The sequence below is a fragment of the Pseudomonas monteilii NBRC 103158 = DSM 14164 genome (assembly GCF_000730605.1).
Classification (GTDB): Bacteria; Pseudomonadota; Gammaproteobacteria; order Pseudomonadales; family Pseudomonadaceae; genus Aquipseudomonas; species Aquipseudomonas monteilii.
Genome location: NZ_BBIS01000018.1, coordinates 22,940 through 37,304, shown reverse-complemented (window position 1 = coordinate 37,304; position 14,365 = coordinate 22,940). Strand labels below are relative to the sequence as shown.

The 14,365-nt window shown below is 63.7% G+C and carries 12 protein-coding genes; 1 reads left to right on the top strand and 11 read right to left on the bottom strand.

Annotation, left to right across the window (positions count from 1 at the left end; all coding sequences use genetic code 11):
- The first annotated feature begins 32 nt into the window (after nucleotides 1-32).
- Nucleotides 33-863 (top strand): NAD(+) diphosphatase, encoded by an 831-nt coding sequence (gene nudC, locus PM2_RS11035; protein WP_016711515.1) that lies wholly within the window; start codon nucleotides 33-35, stop codon nucleotides 861-863.
- Here nudC and PM2_RS11030 read toward each other — a convergent pair.
- From PM2_RS11030 to PM2_RS10980, 11 genes are all read right to left on the bottom strand, one after another.
- Nucleotides 831-1,610 carry a TSUP family transporter gene (locus tag PM2_RS11030; RefSeq protein ID WP_003251244.1) on the bottom strand — a complete coding sequence of 260 codons (780 nt, stop codon included), beginning with the start codon at nucleotides 1,608-1,610 and terminating at the stop codon, nucleotides 831-833. The two genes, nudC and PM2_RS11030, sit on opposite strands and share 33 nt — an antisense overlap.
- Before the next feature lie 179 nt (nucleotides 1,611-1,789).
- Nucleotides 1,790-2,620, bottom strand: coding sequence for an alpha/beta fold hydrolase (locus tag PM2_RS11025; RefSeq protein WP_016711512.1), 831 nt, complete (start codon nucleotides 2,618-2,620; stop codon nucleotides 1,790-1,792).
- Between the two features lie 80 nt (nucleotides 2,621-2,700).
- Nucleotides 2,701-3,990, bottom strand: coding sequence for an NAD(P)/FAD-dependent oxidoreductase (locus PM2_RS11020; RefSeq protein WP_028699041.1), 1,290 nt, complete (start codon nucleotides 3,988-3,990; stop codon nucleotides 2,701-2,703).
- Nucleotides 3,991-4,118: 128 nt separating this feature from the next.
- Entirely contained in the window at nucleotides 4,119-6,077 is a 1,959-nt protein-coding gene (locus PM2_RS11015) for a DNA topoisomerase III (protein WP_028699042.1), read from the bottom strand.
- A gap of 166 nt (nucleotides 6,078-6,243) precedes the next feature.
- Nucleotides 6,244-6,672, bottom strand: coding sequence for a GNAT family N-acetyltransferase (locus PM2_RS11010; RefSeq protein WP_019096721.1), 429 nt, complete (start codon nucleotides 6,670-6,672; stop codon nucleotides 6,244-6,246).
- Nucleotides 6,665-7,831, bottom strand: a complete 1,167-nt coding sequence (locus tag PM2_RS11005) for a ribosomal protein uL16 3-hydroxylase (RefSeq protein WP_016711508.1) — start codon at nucleotides 7,829-7,831, stop codon at nucleotides 6,665-6,667. Before PM2_RS11005 ends, PM2_RS11010 begins: the two co-directional genes overlap by 8 nt.
- 81 nt (nucleotides 7,832-7,912) lie before the next feature.
- A complete protein-coding gene (gene purB, locus PM2_RS11000) occupies nucleotides 7,913-9,283 on the bottom strand; it encodes an adenylosuccinate lyase (protein WP_033693092.1) in 1,371 nt (456 codons plus the stop codon).
- Nucleotides 9,284-9,386: 103 nt separating this feature from the next.
- The gene (gene hflD / locus PM2_RS10995; RefSeq protein WP_016711506.1) at nucleotides 9,387-10,013 is read right to left on the bottom strand and encodes a high frequency lysogenization protein HflD; all 627 of its coding nucleotides are present in this window, start codon (nucleotides 10,011-10,013) and stop codon (nucleotides 9,387-9,389) included.
- Complete coding sequence (gene mnmA, locus PM2_RS10990; protein WP_016711505.1) at nucleotides 10,010-11,134, bottom strand: tRNA 2-thiouridine(34) synthase MnmA; 1,125 nt, start codon at nucleotides 11,132-11,134, stop codon at nucleotides 10,010-10,012. The genes hflD and mnmA overlap by 4 nt, the downstream gene beginning before the upstream one ends.
- Before the next feature lie 59 nt (nucleotides 11,135-11,193).
- Nucleotides 11,194-11,634 carry an NUDIX hydrolase gene (locus tag PM2_RS10985; RefSeq protein ID WP_016711504.1) on the bottom strand — a complete coding sequence of 147 codons (441 nt, stop codon included), beginning with the start codon at nucleotides 11,632-11,634 and terminating at the stop codon, nucleotides 11,194-11,196.
- A 103-nt stretch (nucleotides 11,635-11,737) separates the two neighbouring features.
- Nucleotides 11,738-13,963: an NADP-dependent isocitrate dehydrogenase gene (locus PM2_RS10980; protein WP_028699043.1), complete on the bottom strand. Its 2,226-nt coding sequence runs from the start codon at nucleotides 13,961-13,963 to the stop codon at nucleotides 11,738-11,740.
- Between the last annotated feature and the right edge of the window lie 402 nt (nucleotides 13,964-14,365).

Sequence of the window (14,365 nt, the reverse complement as noted above, 5' to 3'; positions counted from 1 at the left end):
GCCGGGGGACGTGCAGTAAAGGAACCCCCGATATGTCAGCACGCTGGACTACCGCAGTACTCGACCCGCAGATCACCGGGGGGGTGGCCGTGGCCCGCAGCCCGGAAGGGTTTTTGGTGGACGACAACGGCGCGCTGTTCCCCCGCGACTGGCTCAAGCGCCAGGACCTCGACGTGCTGTGCGAGCACGGCATCGGTCATTTCGACGGCCAGCCGGTGTTCCTGCTGGAGCTGCGCAGCGCCGCCGACGTGCCCGGTTGCCACTGGCGTGGCCTGCGGGCATTCATGCTCGAAGGCGACTTCGACACCTACAAAGTACTGGGTTATGCCGCGCAGATCGGCACCTGGGCCCGCGAGCACCGCTTTTGCGGCAGCTGCGGTCAGGCCATGACGCAAATTCGCTGGGAGCGGGCGATGTATTGCCAGCCGTGCGACCTGCGCAGCTACCCGCGTATTTCACCCAGCATGATCGTGTTGGTGACCCGTGGCGATGAAATCCTGCTGGCGCGCTCGCCACGCTTCGTCACCGGGGTGTACAGCACCTTGGCCGGTTTTGCAGAGCCGGGTGAGTCGGCCGAAGACTGCCTGGTACGCGAAGTGCGTGAAGAAGTGGCGGTGGAGGTACAGAACATTCAGTACGTCGGCAGCCAGTGCTGGCCGTTCCCGCATTCGATGATGCTCGGCTTCCATGCCGAATATGCCGGGGGCGACATTGTGATGCAGCCGGACGAGATCGAGGATGCCAAGTGGTTCAGCGTCCACGACCTGCCGCCGCTGCCGGCCGGGCGCTCCATCGCCCGTTATCTGATCGATTTGTACGTTGCGCGTCGCTTAGGCCTGCCCGAACCAGTGCTGCCACGCTAGGCGCACGGTCAACGCCAGCACCACGGTGATGAACACCGGGCGGATGAACTTGCTGCCGCCGCTGATCGCCGTGCGTGCGCCGAAGAAGGCACCGACCATCACCGACAGGCCCATGCACAGGCCGACGATGTAGTCCACCTGCCCGGAAATGATGAACACCGTCAGCGCCGCGATGTTGCTGACGAAGTTCATGCTGCGCGCCACGCCACTGGCGCGGACCAGGTCGATGGGATAAAGCAGCAGGGTACTGACCGTCCAGAACGCCCCGGTACCTGGGCCGGCTACGCCATCGTAGAAGCCCAGGGTGAAGCCTTGTGGTACTTGCCACTTTTTCTTGATCGGCGCATCGGCATCCAGCGGTGCTTTGGGCGTGCCACCGAACAACAGGTAGATGCCACAGGCGAAGACGATCACCGGCAACATTTTGTTCAGCCATTCGGCGGGCATGTAGTGGGCGATGACGGCGCCGAGCAACGCCCCGGTCAGGGTGGCGAACAATGCCGGGCGCCACTGCGCCGGGTGGAAGAGTTTGCGCTTGTAGTAGGTGAAACCGGCGGTGGCCGAGCCGAACGTGGAACTGAGCTTGTTGGTGCCCAGTACCAGGTGGGGTGGCATGCCGGCGGTGAGCAGGGCCGGGGTGGTCAGCAGGCCACCGCCGCCGGCGATGGCATCGATGAAACCGGCGACGAAGGCGACCAGGGCCAGGATCAGCAGGGTGAGGGGTTCTACGGTGAGTTCGAAGGGCATGGGTTTTTGGCAGGTACAGGGAAGAAGGCCGGAGCGGGAATGGCCGCTCTGAAAGCCCGGGATGGTAATCCTCACGGGCCAGGGTTGCCAGCACCAGTTTTTATGGACGCTGACCGAGTTTTGTCTGCGCCAGCCCTTTCGCAGGCTCGCCCGCGAAAGGGCCGGTACAGAAAATCACGTCAGCTGCGAATAAACGCCAGCAAATCCGCATTGATCACATCGGCATGGGTAGTCGGCATGCCATGCGGGTAGCCCTTGTAGGTCTTCAGCGTGCCGTTGGGCAGCAGCTTCGCCGACAACACCCCGGAATTTTCATATGGCACGATCTGGTCGTCGTCGCCATGCATCACCAGCACCGGCTGCTGGATGCTTTTCAGGTCCTCTGTGAAGTCCGTCTGGGAAAACGCCACGATGCCATCGTAGTGGGCCTTCGCACTGCCGATCATGCCCTGGCGCCACCAATTGGCGATGATGCCTTCGCTGGCTTTGACGCCGGGGCGGTTGTAGCCATAGAACGGCCCGGCCGGCACATCCTGGTAAAACTGCGCCCGGTTGCTGGCCACCTGGGCCTGGAAGCCGTCGAACACTGACTTGGGCAGGCCGCCGGGGTTGCCGGGGGTTTGCACCATCAGTGGCGGTACGGCAGCGATCAGCACTGCCTTCGCCACCTTGTCTTCAGGGTGCCGGGCTATGTAACGCACCACCTCGCCACCCCCGGTCGAGTGGCCAACATGCACGGCGCCTTGAGTACCAAGGTGGGTGACCACGGCTGCCACGTCGTCGGCATAATGGTCCATGTCGTGGCCATCCCATACCTGGCTGGACCGGCCATGGCCACGGCGGTCGTGGGCGACCACACGGAAACCGTGGGCGAGGAAGAACAGCATCTGCGCGTCCCAGTCATCGGCGCTGAGCGGCCAGCCGTGGTGGAAGTGGATCACCGGTGCGTCGCGTGGGCCCCAATCCTTGTAGAAAATCTGCACCCCGTCCTTCGCGGTTACATAGCTCATGGTCGTGTCTCCTGTGTGTAGGAACCGAAGGGAGCTATTGAGAATAGGAGGGATTCAGACGCAGCAAGCGCCAGTCGTCTTCACGCGCGGTCGCGCAACCGGTACCAGGCCTTGGCGGCAGCTTCCAGCGGTGCGGCCAGCAGGTCGCCGCCTGGAAAGCTACCGTTGTCGATGCCTTGGTACAGCGCCAGCAGGTCCTCGTTGCCGAGAATGGCATCACTGACCGCCCGCGCTGCCGCCAGGGTTGGCAGTACGCCGTGGCCGGAGAAACCCTGCAGCCAGTAGCGTTGGCCCTCGTGGCCGACGTCTGGGGTACGCTGGATGCTGCAGTCGATATGGCCGCCCCAGGCATAGTCGATGGCCACCCCGGCCAGTTGCGGGAAGACGCGCTCCAGGTAGGGCCGGGTGGCGCTGGCGACGTCCTTGGGAATGCCGCCCAGGTAGGTGCAGCCGCCACCAAACAGCAGGCGGTGGTCCGGCGTAAGGCGGAAGTAGTCGGGTACGAACTGGTTGTCGATCACGCAGCTGTTGCGCGGTAGCAGCGAACGAGCGAAGCCGGGGTCCAGTGGTGGGGTGGCCACCTGGTAGGAACCGACAGGTAACAGGCGGCGCGACAGGCCGCGGTCGAGGCGGTCGATGTAGGCGTTGCAGGCCAGCACCAACACGTTGCAGCGCACTTCGCCTTTGTCGGTTCGAGCAATGTAGCCATCGCCGGCCTGCTGGTAGCTGAGTACCTGGCTTTGTTCGTAGATATGGCCGCCAGCGGCTTCGATGGTGCTGGCCAGGCCCTGAGCCAGCTTCAGCGGGTTGAGGTGGGCACCTTTGGCGTCGTACAGCGCGGCCTGATAGCGCGGGCTGTCGATCCATTGCGGCAGCTCTTCTCGGCCGATCAGGCGCAGGGCGTCGTAACCCCATTTGTGTTGAGCCTCGTGTAGGGCTTCTTCAAGCAGTTTCACCCGGCGCGGTAGCACGGCGGTCCATAGGCTGCCCAGCCGGTAATCGATATCGAAGCCGTGGCGCTGGGGGAGGTCGCGCATTTCGTCAGCGGCCCAGCACATGCTGGCCCACAGCCGTTGGGTGCGTTCGGTGCCCAAGGCCTTCTCCAGCGGCGGCATGTCGCACGACCAGCCCAGCAGCGCCTGGCCGCCGTTGCGCCCGGAGGCGGCCCAGGCCACGCGGCTGGCTTCCAACAGCGTGACGCGCTTGCCGGCCTGGGTCAGGCGCAGGGCGGTATGCAGGCCGCTGAAACCGGCGCCGATGATCAGCACATCGGTGTCGTGAGGGCCTTGCAGGGTCGGGCGCAGGGGGATACTGGCGGGGTAGGTCTGGGCGTAGTAGCTGGCGACGTGCTGGGCGGACTGCTTGAACATGCATAGACCTCATGAAAATTATTGTGATTATTTTCATGAAAACTTAGCAGGTAAAATTCATGGTGCCAATCTGTCAGTCCAGTTTGTGGTTTACCCGCGAAGCGGCCAGTCCTGAAATGGCATAAACCTCAGGTTGTCGCTTTTCTCCGAGGCTGACGCGGCTTGCTGGCGGCCGACTTGCTGCCAGCCGTTTTGCTTTTCCCGCCACCGCGCCGCTTCTTCTTCCAAGGCGGCGCCGCACCGGCAGCCGGCCCGCTGATGGTCATGCGCATGCCGCTGCACCGCTCGACCAGCTTGCCCATCCACGCCGACTGCCGGGCGACGAACTCTTCCAGGCTCATCTCACCACTCTGCACCATGTCCAGCGCCTGCTCCCAGATCGCCGTGGTACCAGGGTCGGCGATGGCGCGGGGCACGGCATCGATCAGGCTGAAGGCCGCAGGCGTTGCGGCCAGTGCCTTGCCATTCTTCACCAGGTAGCCTCGGTCAAGCAGGCCCTGGATGATACTGGCGCGGGTGGCCTCGGTGCCGATGCCGGTGGTTTCCTTGAGCTTCTGCTTCAGGCGCGGATCATCCACCAGCTTGGCCACGTTCTTCATCGCCTTGATCAGGTCGCCTTCTGTGAACGGCTTGGGCGGCTGGGTCCACAGGTCTTTCAGTTGCAGGCCTTGTACATTGCAATCCTGGCCTTCGCGCAGTGCTGGCAGTACTTGGGCGGGTGGCGCTTCGCGGCCCTTGGCCGGGGTCAACGCCTCGGGCAGGGCGCGGCGCCAACCCGGCTCGACAATCTGCTTGCCCACCGCGCGCAGGGCATGGCCGGCACAGTCGAAGTCGGCCTGGGTGCGGTCATACTCATGGTTGGGCAGGAACTGTGCCAGGTAGCGGGCGCGGATCAGGGTATACACCGCCTTGTGCTTGGCCGGCAGGCGCGACGGGTCGCTGGCGGCGGCGGTGGGGATGATGCCGTGGTGGGCGCTGACCTTGGCGTCGTTCCATGCCCGCGAGCGGCGCTGCGGCTCCAGGTAGGGCTGTAAAGGCGCCAGGCTGGCATCGGCCCGTTGCAAGGCAGCGAGGATGGCCGGCGCTTCGGCGTGCTGGCTTTGCGGCAGGTAGCCGCAGTCGCTGCGCGGGTAGGTGATCAGCTTGTGGGTTTCGTACAGGGCCTGGGCGATGTCGAGGGTTTCCTGGGCGCCGAGGCCGAACTTTTTCGAGCACAGCTCCTGCAGGGTGCCGAGGTCGAAGGGGAGTGGTGCGGCTTCACGCACGCGCTCGGTGGCAACCTTGACGGCGCGGGCCGTGCCGGCGTTACCGATGTCGGTGGCCGCTTGTTGTGCCAAGGCTTGCTTCAGGCAGCGGCCTTGGTCGTCGCAGGCGTCCTCGGGGGCGCGCCATTGGGCATTGAAGTGTTGGCCGGCGTGTTCCAGTTGCACATCGATGGCCCAGAACGGCACGGGCACGAAGTCGGCGATGCTGCGGTCGCGGTCGACCACCAGGCGCAAGGTGGGCGTTTGCACCCGACCCACCGGCAACACGCCCTGGTAGCCGGATTGGCGGCCTAGCAGGGTGAACAGCCGGCTCATGTTCATGCCAATCAGCCAGTCGGCGCGCGAGCGGCCCAGCGCCGAGTGGTACAGGTTGAAGGTTTCGTGGCCGGGCAGCAGGCGGGCCAAGGCCTTGCGGATGGACGCGTCGTCCAGTGCCGACAGCCACAGGCGTTGCACCGGGCCGCGATAGCGGCAATGTTCGACCAGTTCGCGGGCGATCATTTCGCCTTCGCGGTCGGCGTCGGTGGCGATCACCAGTTCCCGCGCTTCGCCAAGCAGGCGTTTGACCGCTTTGAACTGGCTGGCGGTCTTGGGCTTGACCAGCATCTTCCACTTGTCCGGGATGATCGGCAGGTCGGCCAGGTTCCAGCGCTTGTAGCGTTCGTCGTAGCTGTCGGGCGGGGCGGTTTCCAGCAGGTGGCCGATGCACCAGGTGACGCAGACGTCGGTGCCTTGCCAGCAGCCGTCGCCCTTACGGTTGGCGCCGAGCACTTTGGCGATGTCTTTTGCCTGGGAGGGTTTTTCGCAGAGGAACAGGCGCATGGCCGGGAACGCTTCATCGGGGGTGATGGGCACTAGGATGCGCAAGCGGGGGCGCGGAGGCAAGTTTTATCTGGATGGATGTACAGGTTTTTGTCAGTGAGCGTGTCATTGACCTGTGCCGGCCTCTGCGCGGGCTTGCCCGCGCAGAGGCCGGTGCCGTTGTGGGTCAGGCGCGCGAGTCGCGCACCATGTCCACGTGCGGGATGCCGGCTTCGAGGAATTCCTCGCTGACTACGCGAAAGCCCAAGCGCTCGTAGAACGGCGTGGCATGCACCTGAGCGCTGAGCATCTGCTGCTTCAGGTCGCGGTTCTGCGCTTCGACGATGACTGCGTTCATGAGCGCGTCACCCACTTTCAAGCCGCGCCAGTCCTTCAGCACCGATACCCGGCCGATAGTCCCGTCTGGCAGCAGGCGGGCAGTGCCGATCGGGTAGTCGCCTTCCAGGGCCAGGAAGTGTGCAGCGGTCGGGTCATCCGAGTCCCACTCCAGCTCCGGCGGTACATGCTGTTCGGCAATGAACACCGCCTCACGGATACGGCGAATGTCGGCGTTGTCTTTGTGCCAGTCGGCGAGGCGAACGCTGATCTTATTCATTGGCGAATCCCAGGCTTCCTTGTTTGACCAGCTGCTGTACCAGCATAAGGCCATCTTCGTCTTGCAGCCAGTCTGCCAGGTTGTCGATATGCAGGGCATCGGCCGCGCACACCAGCTTCAGCAGCTCGCGCAGTTTGCCTGGCAGCGGGCAGCTGCGGCCGCTGGCGAACAGCAGCAGGTCGTCTTCGAATTCCGACCAGGCCAGGCGTGCGCTTGGGTTGCGGATCAGGATGGCGCCTTGTTCCAGGGCATCGATCAGCTCTTCTTCGCTCAGCTCTTCGCCAACGATCTGCTCGGGGTAACGCGGCTCGGTCATGAACTGACCGAACCAGGTCAGCAGCAGGTCCTTGTCGTTCATGTGCTTGTCGAGCAGCGCCTTGAGGCGGTCGAGGGCGTCGTGCTGGATCTGGTGCGGGTCGCTGGCCGGCTGGGCGTCGGCATCGCTGTAGCGCTCTTCGTCAGGCAGGAACTGGCCCAGGAAGTCGGTGAAGTGGGTCAGCACTTCGGCGGCGCTTGGGGCGCGGAAGCCGACCGAGTAGGTCAGGCAGTCGTCCACGGCCACGCCGTAGTGGGCCAGGCGCGGTGGCAGGTAGAGCATGTCGCCTGGCTCCAGGGTCCATTCTTCGCTCTGCTCGAACTCGGCCAGGATACGCAGGTCGGCGTGCTCCAGCAGCGGGCTGTCGCTGCTGCACATCTGGCCGATCTTCCAGTTGCGCTGGCCGTGGCCTTGCAGCAGGAAGACGTCGTAGTTGTCGAAATGCGGGCCAACGCTGCCACCCGGGGCGGCGAAGCTGATCATCACGTCATCGATACGCCAGCTGGGCAGGAAGCGGAAGTTTTCCAGCAGTTCGGCCACTTCCGGGACGAACTGGTCCACGGCCTGTACCAGCAGGGTCCAGTCTTTTTCTGGCAGCTCGGCGAAGGTGTCTTCGTTGAACGGGCCGCGGCGCAGCTCCCACGGGTGGGCGCCGTGCTCCAGCACGATACGCGACTCGACTTCGTCTTCCAGGGCCAGGCCGGCCAGTTCGTCGGGGTCGATGGGGCTGATGAAGTCCGGGAAGGCCTGGCGCACCAGCAGCGGCTTCTTCTGCCAGTAGTCGCGCATGAATTCGCGGGCCGAGATGCCGCCGAGCAGCTGCAGTGGAGTATCAGGATTCATGTTCAACCTATTGAAAAAACGTAATTTTCGTACGGGAATAAAAACGCCCGGCCAGGCCGGGCGTTGTACGCGACGGTCAGCTTAGATGCGTTTGGCCTGCGCTGCCGCGTTACCGATGTAGGTAGCGGGGGTCAGCAGCTTGAGCTCGGCCTTGGCGTCGGCTGGCATGTCCAGGCCGTCGATGAAGGTCAGCAGCGCGTCCGGGGTGATGCCCTTGCCACGGGTCAGCTCTTTGAGCTTCTCGTAGGGGTTTTCGATGTTGAAGCGGCGCATCACGGTCTGGATCGGCTCGGCCAGCACTTCCCAGCAGGCGTCCAGGTCGGCGGCGATGCGGGCTTCGTTCACTTCCAGCTTGCCGATGCCTTTCAGGCTGGCTTCGTAGGCGATGACGCTGTGGGCAAAGCCCACGCCCAGGTTACGCAGCACGGTGGAGTCGGTCAGGTCACGCTGCCAGCGCGAGATCGGCAGCTTGCTGGCCAGGTGCTGGAACAGCGCGTTGGCGATACCCAGGTTGCCTTCGGAGTTTTCGAAGTCGATCGGGTTGACCTTGTGCGGCATGGTCGACGAGCCGATTTCGCCAGCGACGGTCTTCTGCTTGAAGTAGCCCAGCGAGATGTAGCCCCACACATCACGGTCGAAGTCGATCAGGATGGTGTTGAAGCGGGCAATGGCGTCGAACAGCTCGGCGATGTAGTCGTGCGGCTCGATCTGGGTGGTGTACGGGTTGAACTGCAGGCCCAGTTCGTCTTCGATGAAGGCGCGGGCGTTCTGCTCCCAGTCGATCTGCGAGTAGGCCGACAGGTGGGCGTTGTAGTTGCCCACGGCGCCGTTGATCTTGCCCAGCAGCGGCACGGCGGCAACCTGGGCGATCTGACGCTCCAGGCGGTACACCACGTTGGCCAGTTCTTTGCCCAGGGTGGTTGGCGAGGCTGGCTGGCCGTGGGTGCGCGACAGCATCGGCACGTCGGCGTGGGCGTGGGCCAGGGCACGGATGGCGTCGGCGATCTGGCGCATCAGCGGCAGCAGCACGTCGTCACGGCCGGCGCGCAGCATCAGGGCGTGGGACAGGTTGTTGATGTCCTCGCTGGTGCAGGCGAAGTGGATGAATTCGCTGACCTTGGCCAGCTCAGGCAGCTTGGCGGCCTGCTCCTTGAGGAGGTATTCGATCGCCTTGACGTCGTGGTTGGTGGTGCGCTCGATTTCCTTGACGCGCTCGGCGTGTTCCAGCTTGAAATCGGTGGCCAGGCTGTCCAGCAGGGCGTTGGCTTCGGCGGAGAACGCCGGCACTTCGCCGATTTGCGGGTGGGCGGCCAGGCGCTGCAGCCAGCGCACTTCGACCAGGGCGCGGAAACGGATCAGGCCGAATTCGCTGAAAATGGGGCGCAAGGCCTGGGTTTTGCCGGCATAACGGCCGTCTACAGGGGAAACCGCAGTGAGCGAAGAAAGCTGCATGGGGTGTTCTCGGACAGTCAGGCTTTTGGAAGGGCGCATATCATACATGAAAATCGCGCCCGAGTCGGGTGGCTGACCAAAGGTCGGGCCTATAAAAGCGTCTTCAGGAAGGCGAACGCATCATGTCGTACAGTTCGTTCAGCAACTTGCGTCGGCTGAACACCAGCTGCCAGCGGTGCCCGCCCAGCTGGCGCCACAGGCGCGCGGCGCGGATGCCGGCCAGCAGCAGGGCACGGATCTTGGAAGCGTTGCTGGCCTGCTGCAGGAAACGCATGTCGCCATGCACCTGGATGCGCTGGCGCAAGGTGCTGAGCGTGTCTTGGTACAAGGCTCCGCTGGAAGCAATGACGTTTTCATGAACCAGGCCGAAATGCTCGGCCTGGGACTGGATTTGCGGCAAGCGGTTGCCGATGGTGTCGAGCAGGTCGCCACGCTTGTTCAGCTGACGCTCCAGGCCCAGCATCGACAGGGCATAGCGCAGCGGCTCGCGCTGCAGGCTGCTGGGGTCGCGCTCCAGGGCGCCTGCCAGTGCACGGTAGCCGTCGCGCAGGTTCAGGTCGTCGCCGCCGAACACCTCCAGGGTGTCCTTGGGGTCACGCACCAGCAAGCTGCCGAGCATGCAGCCAATGTTGGCCTCGCTGGCCTGGCCGGTGCGGGCGATACGGTCAACCAGCACGGCAGCCTGGAATACACCGCCCAGGGCAATCAATTGCTCCTGCAGGTTGCTCATGCGCGCGGGCTCCACGGCTCGGCGGCTTCGATCACACCACCGCCCAGGCACACTTCGCCGTCGTAGAACACCACCGACTGGCCCGGGGTGACGGCGCGCTGCGGCTCGTCGAACACGGCGCGGTAGCCGGTTTCGGTCAGCTCAAGGGTGCATTGCTGGTCGCTCTGGCGGTAACGCACCTTGGCAGTCAGCTGGCGTGGGCGGCTGAGGTCGATCGGGTTGACCCAGAAAATTTCCGAGGCGAGCAGGGCGCGGGAGAACAGCCATGGGTGTTCGTTGCCCTGGCCGACCACCAGCACGTTGCGGGTCAGGTCCTTGTGCAGCACGTACCACGGCTCGTCACCGGCGTCTTTCAGGCCGCCAATCCCCAGGCCCTGGCGCTGGCCGATGGTGTGGTACATCAGGCCATGGTGGCGGCCGATCACTTCACCTTCGGTGGTTTCGATATCGCCCGGCTGGGCCGGCAGATACTGCTTGAGGAAGTCGCTGAAACGGCGCTCGCCAATGAAGCAGATGCCGGTGGAGTCCTTTTTCTTGGCGGTGGCCAGGCCGTGCTTTTCGGCGATGGCGCGCACCTCGGGCTTTTCCAGTTCGCCGACCGGGAACAGGGTGCGGGCGATTTCCTTGCCGCCGACGGCGTGCAGGAAGTAGCTCTGGTCCTTGTTCGGGTCCAGGCCCTTGAGCAGTTCGGTGATCTCACCGGTGTCGCGGCGGCGTACGTAGTGGCCGGTGGCGATCAGGTCGGCACCCAGCGACAGGGCGTAGTCGAGAAACGCCTTGAACTTGATTTCGCGGTTGCAGAGGATGTCTGGGTTGGGCGTGCGGCCAGCCTTGTATTCTTCAAGGAAGTGCTCGAACACGTTGTCCCAGTATTCGGCGGCGAAGTTGGCGGTGTGCAGCTTGATGCCGATGCGGTCGCACACGGCCTGGGCGTCGGCCAGGTCTTCGCGGGCGGTGCAGTATTCGGTGCCGTCGTCTTCTTCCCAGTTCTTCATGAACAGCCCTTCCACCTGGTATCCCTGCTCCATGAGCAGAAGGGCGGAGACGGAAGAGTCCACGCCGCCGGACATGCCGACGATGACGCGGGTCTTGGCGGGGTCTTTGAGTGCTGGGCTGGTCATGGGTACCGGTGTGTATCAGAGGGGAAAAACGCCGATTCTATCAAACCCGCGACGTTGCGTCAGTCGCGTAGCAGTTCGAGGCTGTGCAAGGGGCCCTTGAGGTAGTCGTCGAGGCAGCGCGGCACCAGCTCGCTGCGCCAGCGGGTGGGGTCGGCCAGCAGTTCGTCTTGGCTCAGCCACACGGCGCGGACGATGTCGCTGTCTAGGGCCAGGTCGGCATGGTGGCGCACGGGGCGGGCGGCAAAGCAGATGCGCTGGTACGTCACGCCGTTGCTTGGGGCGGTGTAGAGGTAGATGCCGACTACACCGGTGAGCTCGACTTCCCAGGCGGTTTCTTCCAGGGTTTCGCGCAGGGCGGCCTGGGGCAGGGTCTCGTTGGGTTCCAGGTGGCCGGCGGGTTGGTTGAAGACGTGCTGGTTGGCTTTGAATTCTTCGACGAAAAGGAACTTGCCTTCGTGTTCGACGATAGTGGCGACGGTGATGTGGGGTTGCCAGGTCATTAGTGAGTCCTTTTGCATGATTGGGCCGCAAAGCGGTCTCATTTCCCAGAAAGCACAAACCCCGGTGCGTGGCCGGGGTTTGTGCTGTTACTTCAAGCGAACCTTACAGGGCGGCAATGGCGCTGTTCAGGGTCTGGCTTGGGCGCATCACCTTGGCGGTCAGCTCGGCATCCGGGGCATAGTAGCCACCGATGTCGGCTGGCTTGCCCTGAACGGCGTTGAGCTCGGCGACGATAGTCTCCTCGTTCTCGGTCAGGGTTTTTGCCAGCGGGGCGAAGCGTGCCTGCAGGGCAGCGTCGTCAGTCTGGGCAGCCAGGGCCTGGGCCCAGTACAGGGTCAGGTAGAAGTGGCTGCCGCGGTTGTCGATACCGCCAACTTTGCGCGAAGGCGACTTGTTGGTGTCGAGGAACTTGCCGGTAGCCTGGTCCAGGGTGTTGGCCAGAACCTTGGCACGCGGGTTGTCGTAGGTGTTGCCCAGGTGCTCCAGGGAAGCGGCCAGGGCCAGGAACTCACCCAGCGAGTCCCAACGCAGGAAGTTCTCTTCAACCAGCTGCTGCACGTGCTTCGGAGCCGAACCGCCGGCGCCGGTTTCGAACAGGCCACCGCCGTTCATCAGTGGCACGATCGACAGCATCTTGGCGCTGGTGCCCAGTTCCATGATCGGGAACAGGTCGGTCAGGTAGTCACGCAGCACGTTGCCGGTCACCGAGATGGTGTCCTTGCCTTCGCGGATGCGGGCCAGGGAGAACTTGATGGCGTCGACCGGAGCCAGAACGCGGATGTCCAGGCCGGTGGTGTCGTGATCTTTCAGGTACTTCTGCACCTTCTCGATCATCACGCCGTCGTGGGCACGGGCCGGGTCCAGCCAGAACACCGCAGGGGTGTTGCTCAGGCGGGCACGGTTGACGGCCAGCTTGACCCAGTCCTGGATCGGCGCGTCTTTGGTCTGGCACATGCGGAAGATGTCGCCAGCTTCGACGTTCTGCTCAAGTACGACGTTGCCCTTGCCATCGACCACACGGACCACGCCGTCGGCCTTGATCTGGAAGGTCTTGTCGTGGGAGCCGTACTCTTCGGCTTTTTGCGCCATCAGGCCAACGTTCGGCACGCTGCCCATGGTGGTTGGGTCGAAGGCGCCGTTTTTCTTGCAGTCTTCGATGGTGGCCTGGTAGATGCCGGCGTAGCAACGGTCCGGGATCACGGCCTTGGTGTCTTGCAGTTCGCCAGCGGTGTTCCACATCTTGCCCGAGTCACGGATCATGGCCGGCATCGAAGCGTCGACAATGACGTCGCTCGGTACGTGCAGGTTGGTGATGCCTTTGTCGGAGTTGACCATGGCCAGGGCTGGGCGCTGAGCGTACAGGGCCTGGATGTCGGCTTCGATCTCGGCCTGCTTGTCGGCTGGCAGGTCCTTGATGCGGGCGTACAGGTCGCCGATGCCGTTGTTGGCGTTGAAGCCTACTTCAGCCAGGGCGGCGGCGTGCTTGGCCAGCACGTCGTTGTAGAACTCTTCGACGATGACGCCAAACATGATCGGGTCGGAAACCTTCATCATGGTGGCTTTCAGGTGTACCGACAGCAGTACGCCGGAGGCCTTGGCATCGGCGATCTGCTCGGCGATGAAGGCTTTCAGGGCCTTGCGGCTCATGGTGGCGCAGTCGATCACTTCAGCAGCTTTGACGGCGGTCTTTTCTTTCAGCACGGTGGTGCTGCCGTCTTTGCCGACCAGCTCGATGCGCAGGCTGTCGTCAGCTTCGATCAGGGCAGCTTTTTCGCTGCCGTAGAAGTCGCCCTGGGTCATGTGGGCAACGTGCGACTTGGAGTCGGCGGCCCAGGCGCCCATCTTGTGTGGGTGCTTGCGGGCGTAGTTCTTCACCGACAGCGGCGCGCGGCGGTCGGAGTTGCCTTCGCGCAGCACCGGGTTCACGGCGGAACCCTTGATGCGGTCGTAGCGGGCGCGGGACTCTTTCTCGTCCGCGGTGGCCGGCTCGTCGGCGTAGTCAGGAATGTTGAAGCCCTTGCCTTGCAGTTCCTTGATCGCGGCTTTGAGCTGCGGTACCGAGGCGCTGATGTTCGGCAGCTTGATGATGTTGGCTTCAGGGGTGGTAGCCAGCTGGCCCAGTTCCGCCAGGTGATCGCCTACTCGCTTCTCTGCGCCCAGTTGCTCCGGGAAGGCGGCGAGGATACGGCCGGCCAGGGAGATGTCGCGGGTTTCGACGGCGATGTCAGCCGAAGCGGTGAAGGCTTCGACGATCGGCAGCAGCGAGTAAGTGGCGAGGGCGGGGGCTTCGTCGGTGAAGGTATAGATGATCTTGGAACGGGTGGGCATGCGGGTTAACTCTCTGTGTGCTGAGCGTGCTCGAGTCTCGTGGTGCGCAGGGTAGGCGCATCGCCCTGGCAACGCCATGAGCGGAAAGTCGAGAGGCTGCGAGCGGTGATGGTGGATGCATCAGTCGAGCGTCAAGTGCTGAACTGCGGTAACAGCCCAGGCTTTACGGCCATTCATGGCCTAGGGCGGTCCGCATTTTCCTGGGATTCGCCCCGATGACCCTTCGGTCGCGGCGCAGTATACCAAACCATTCGGGCTAATCAGCAAGGCCAAGTGATATCGGCCCATTTATAAGACCAAAGACTAAGCGGCAATGTGGCGGGTTGTCGCATGCCTTGCAGGTCGGCAGATGTGGTTTAGGCTCATTGCATCGCATGATGTCCAAACCACACCCGACAGCGG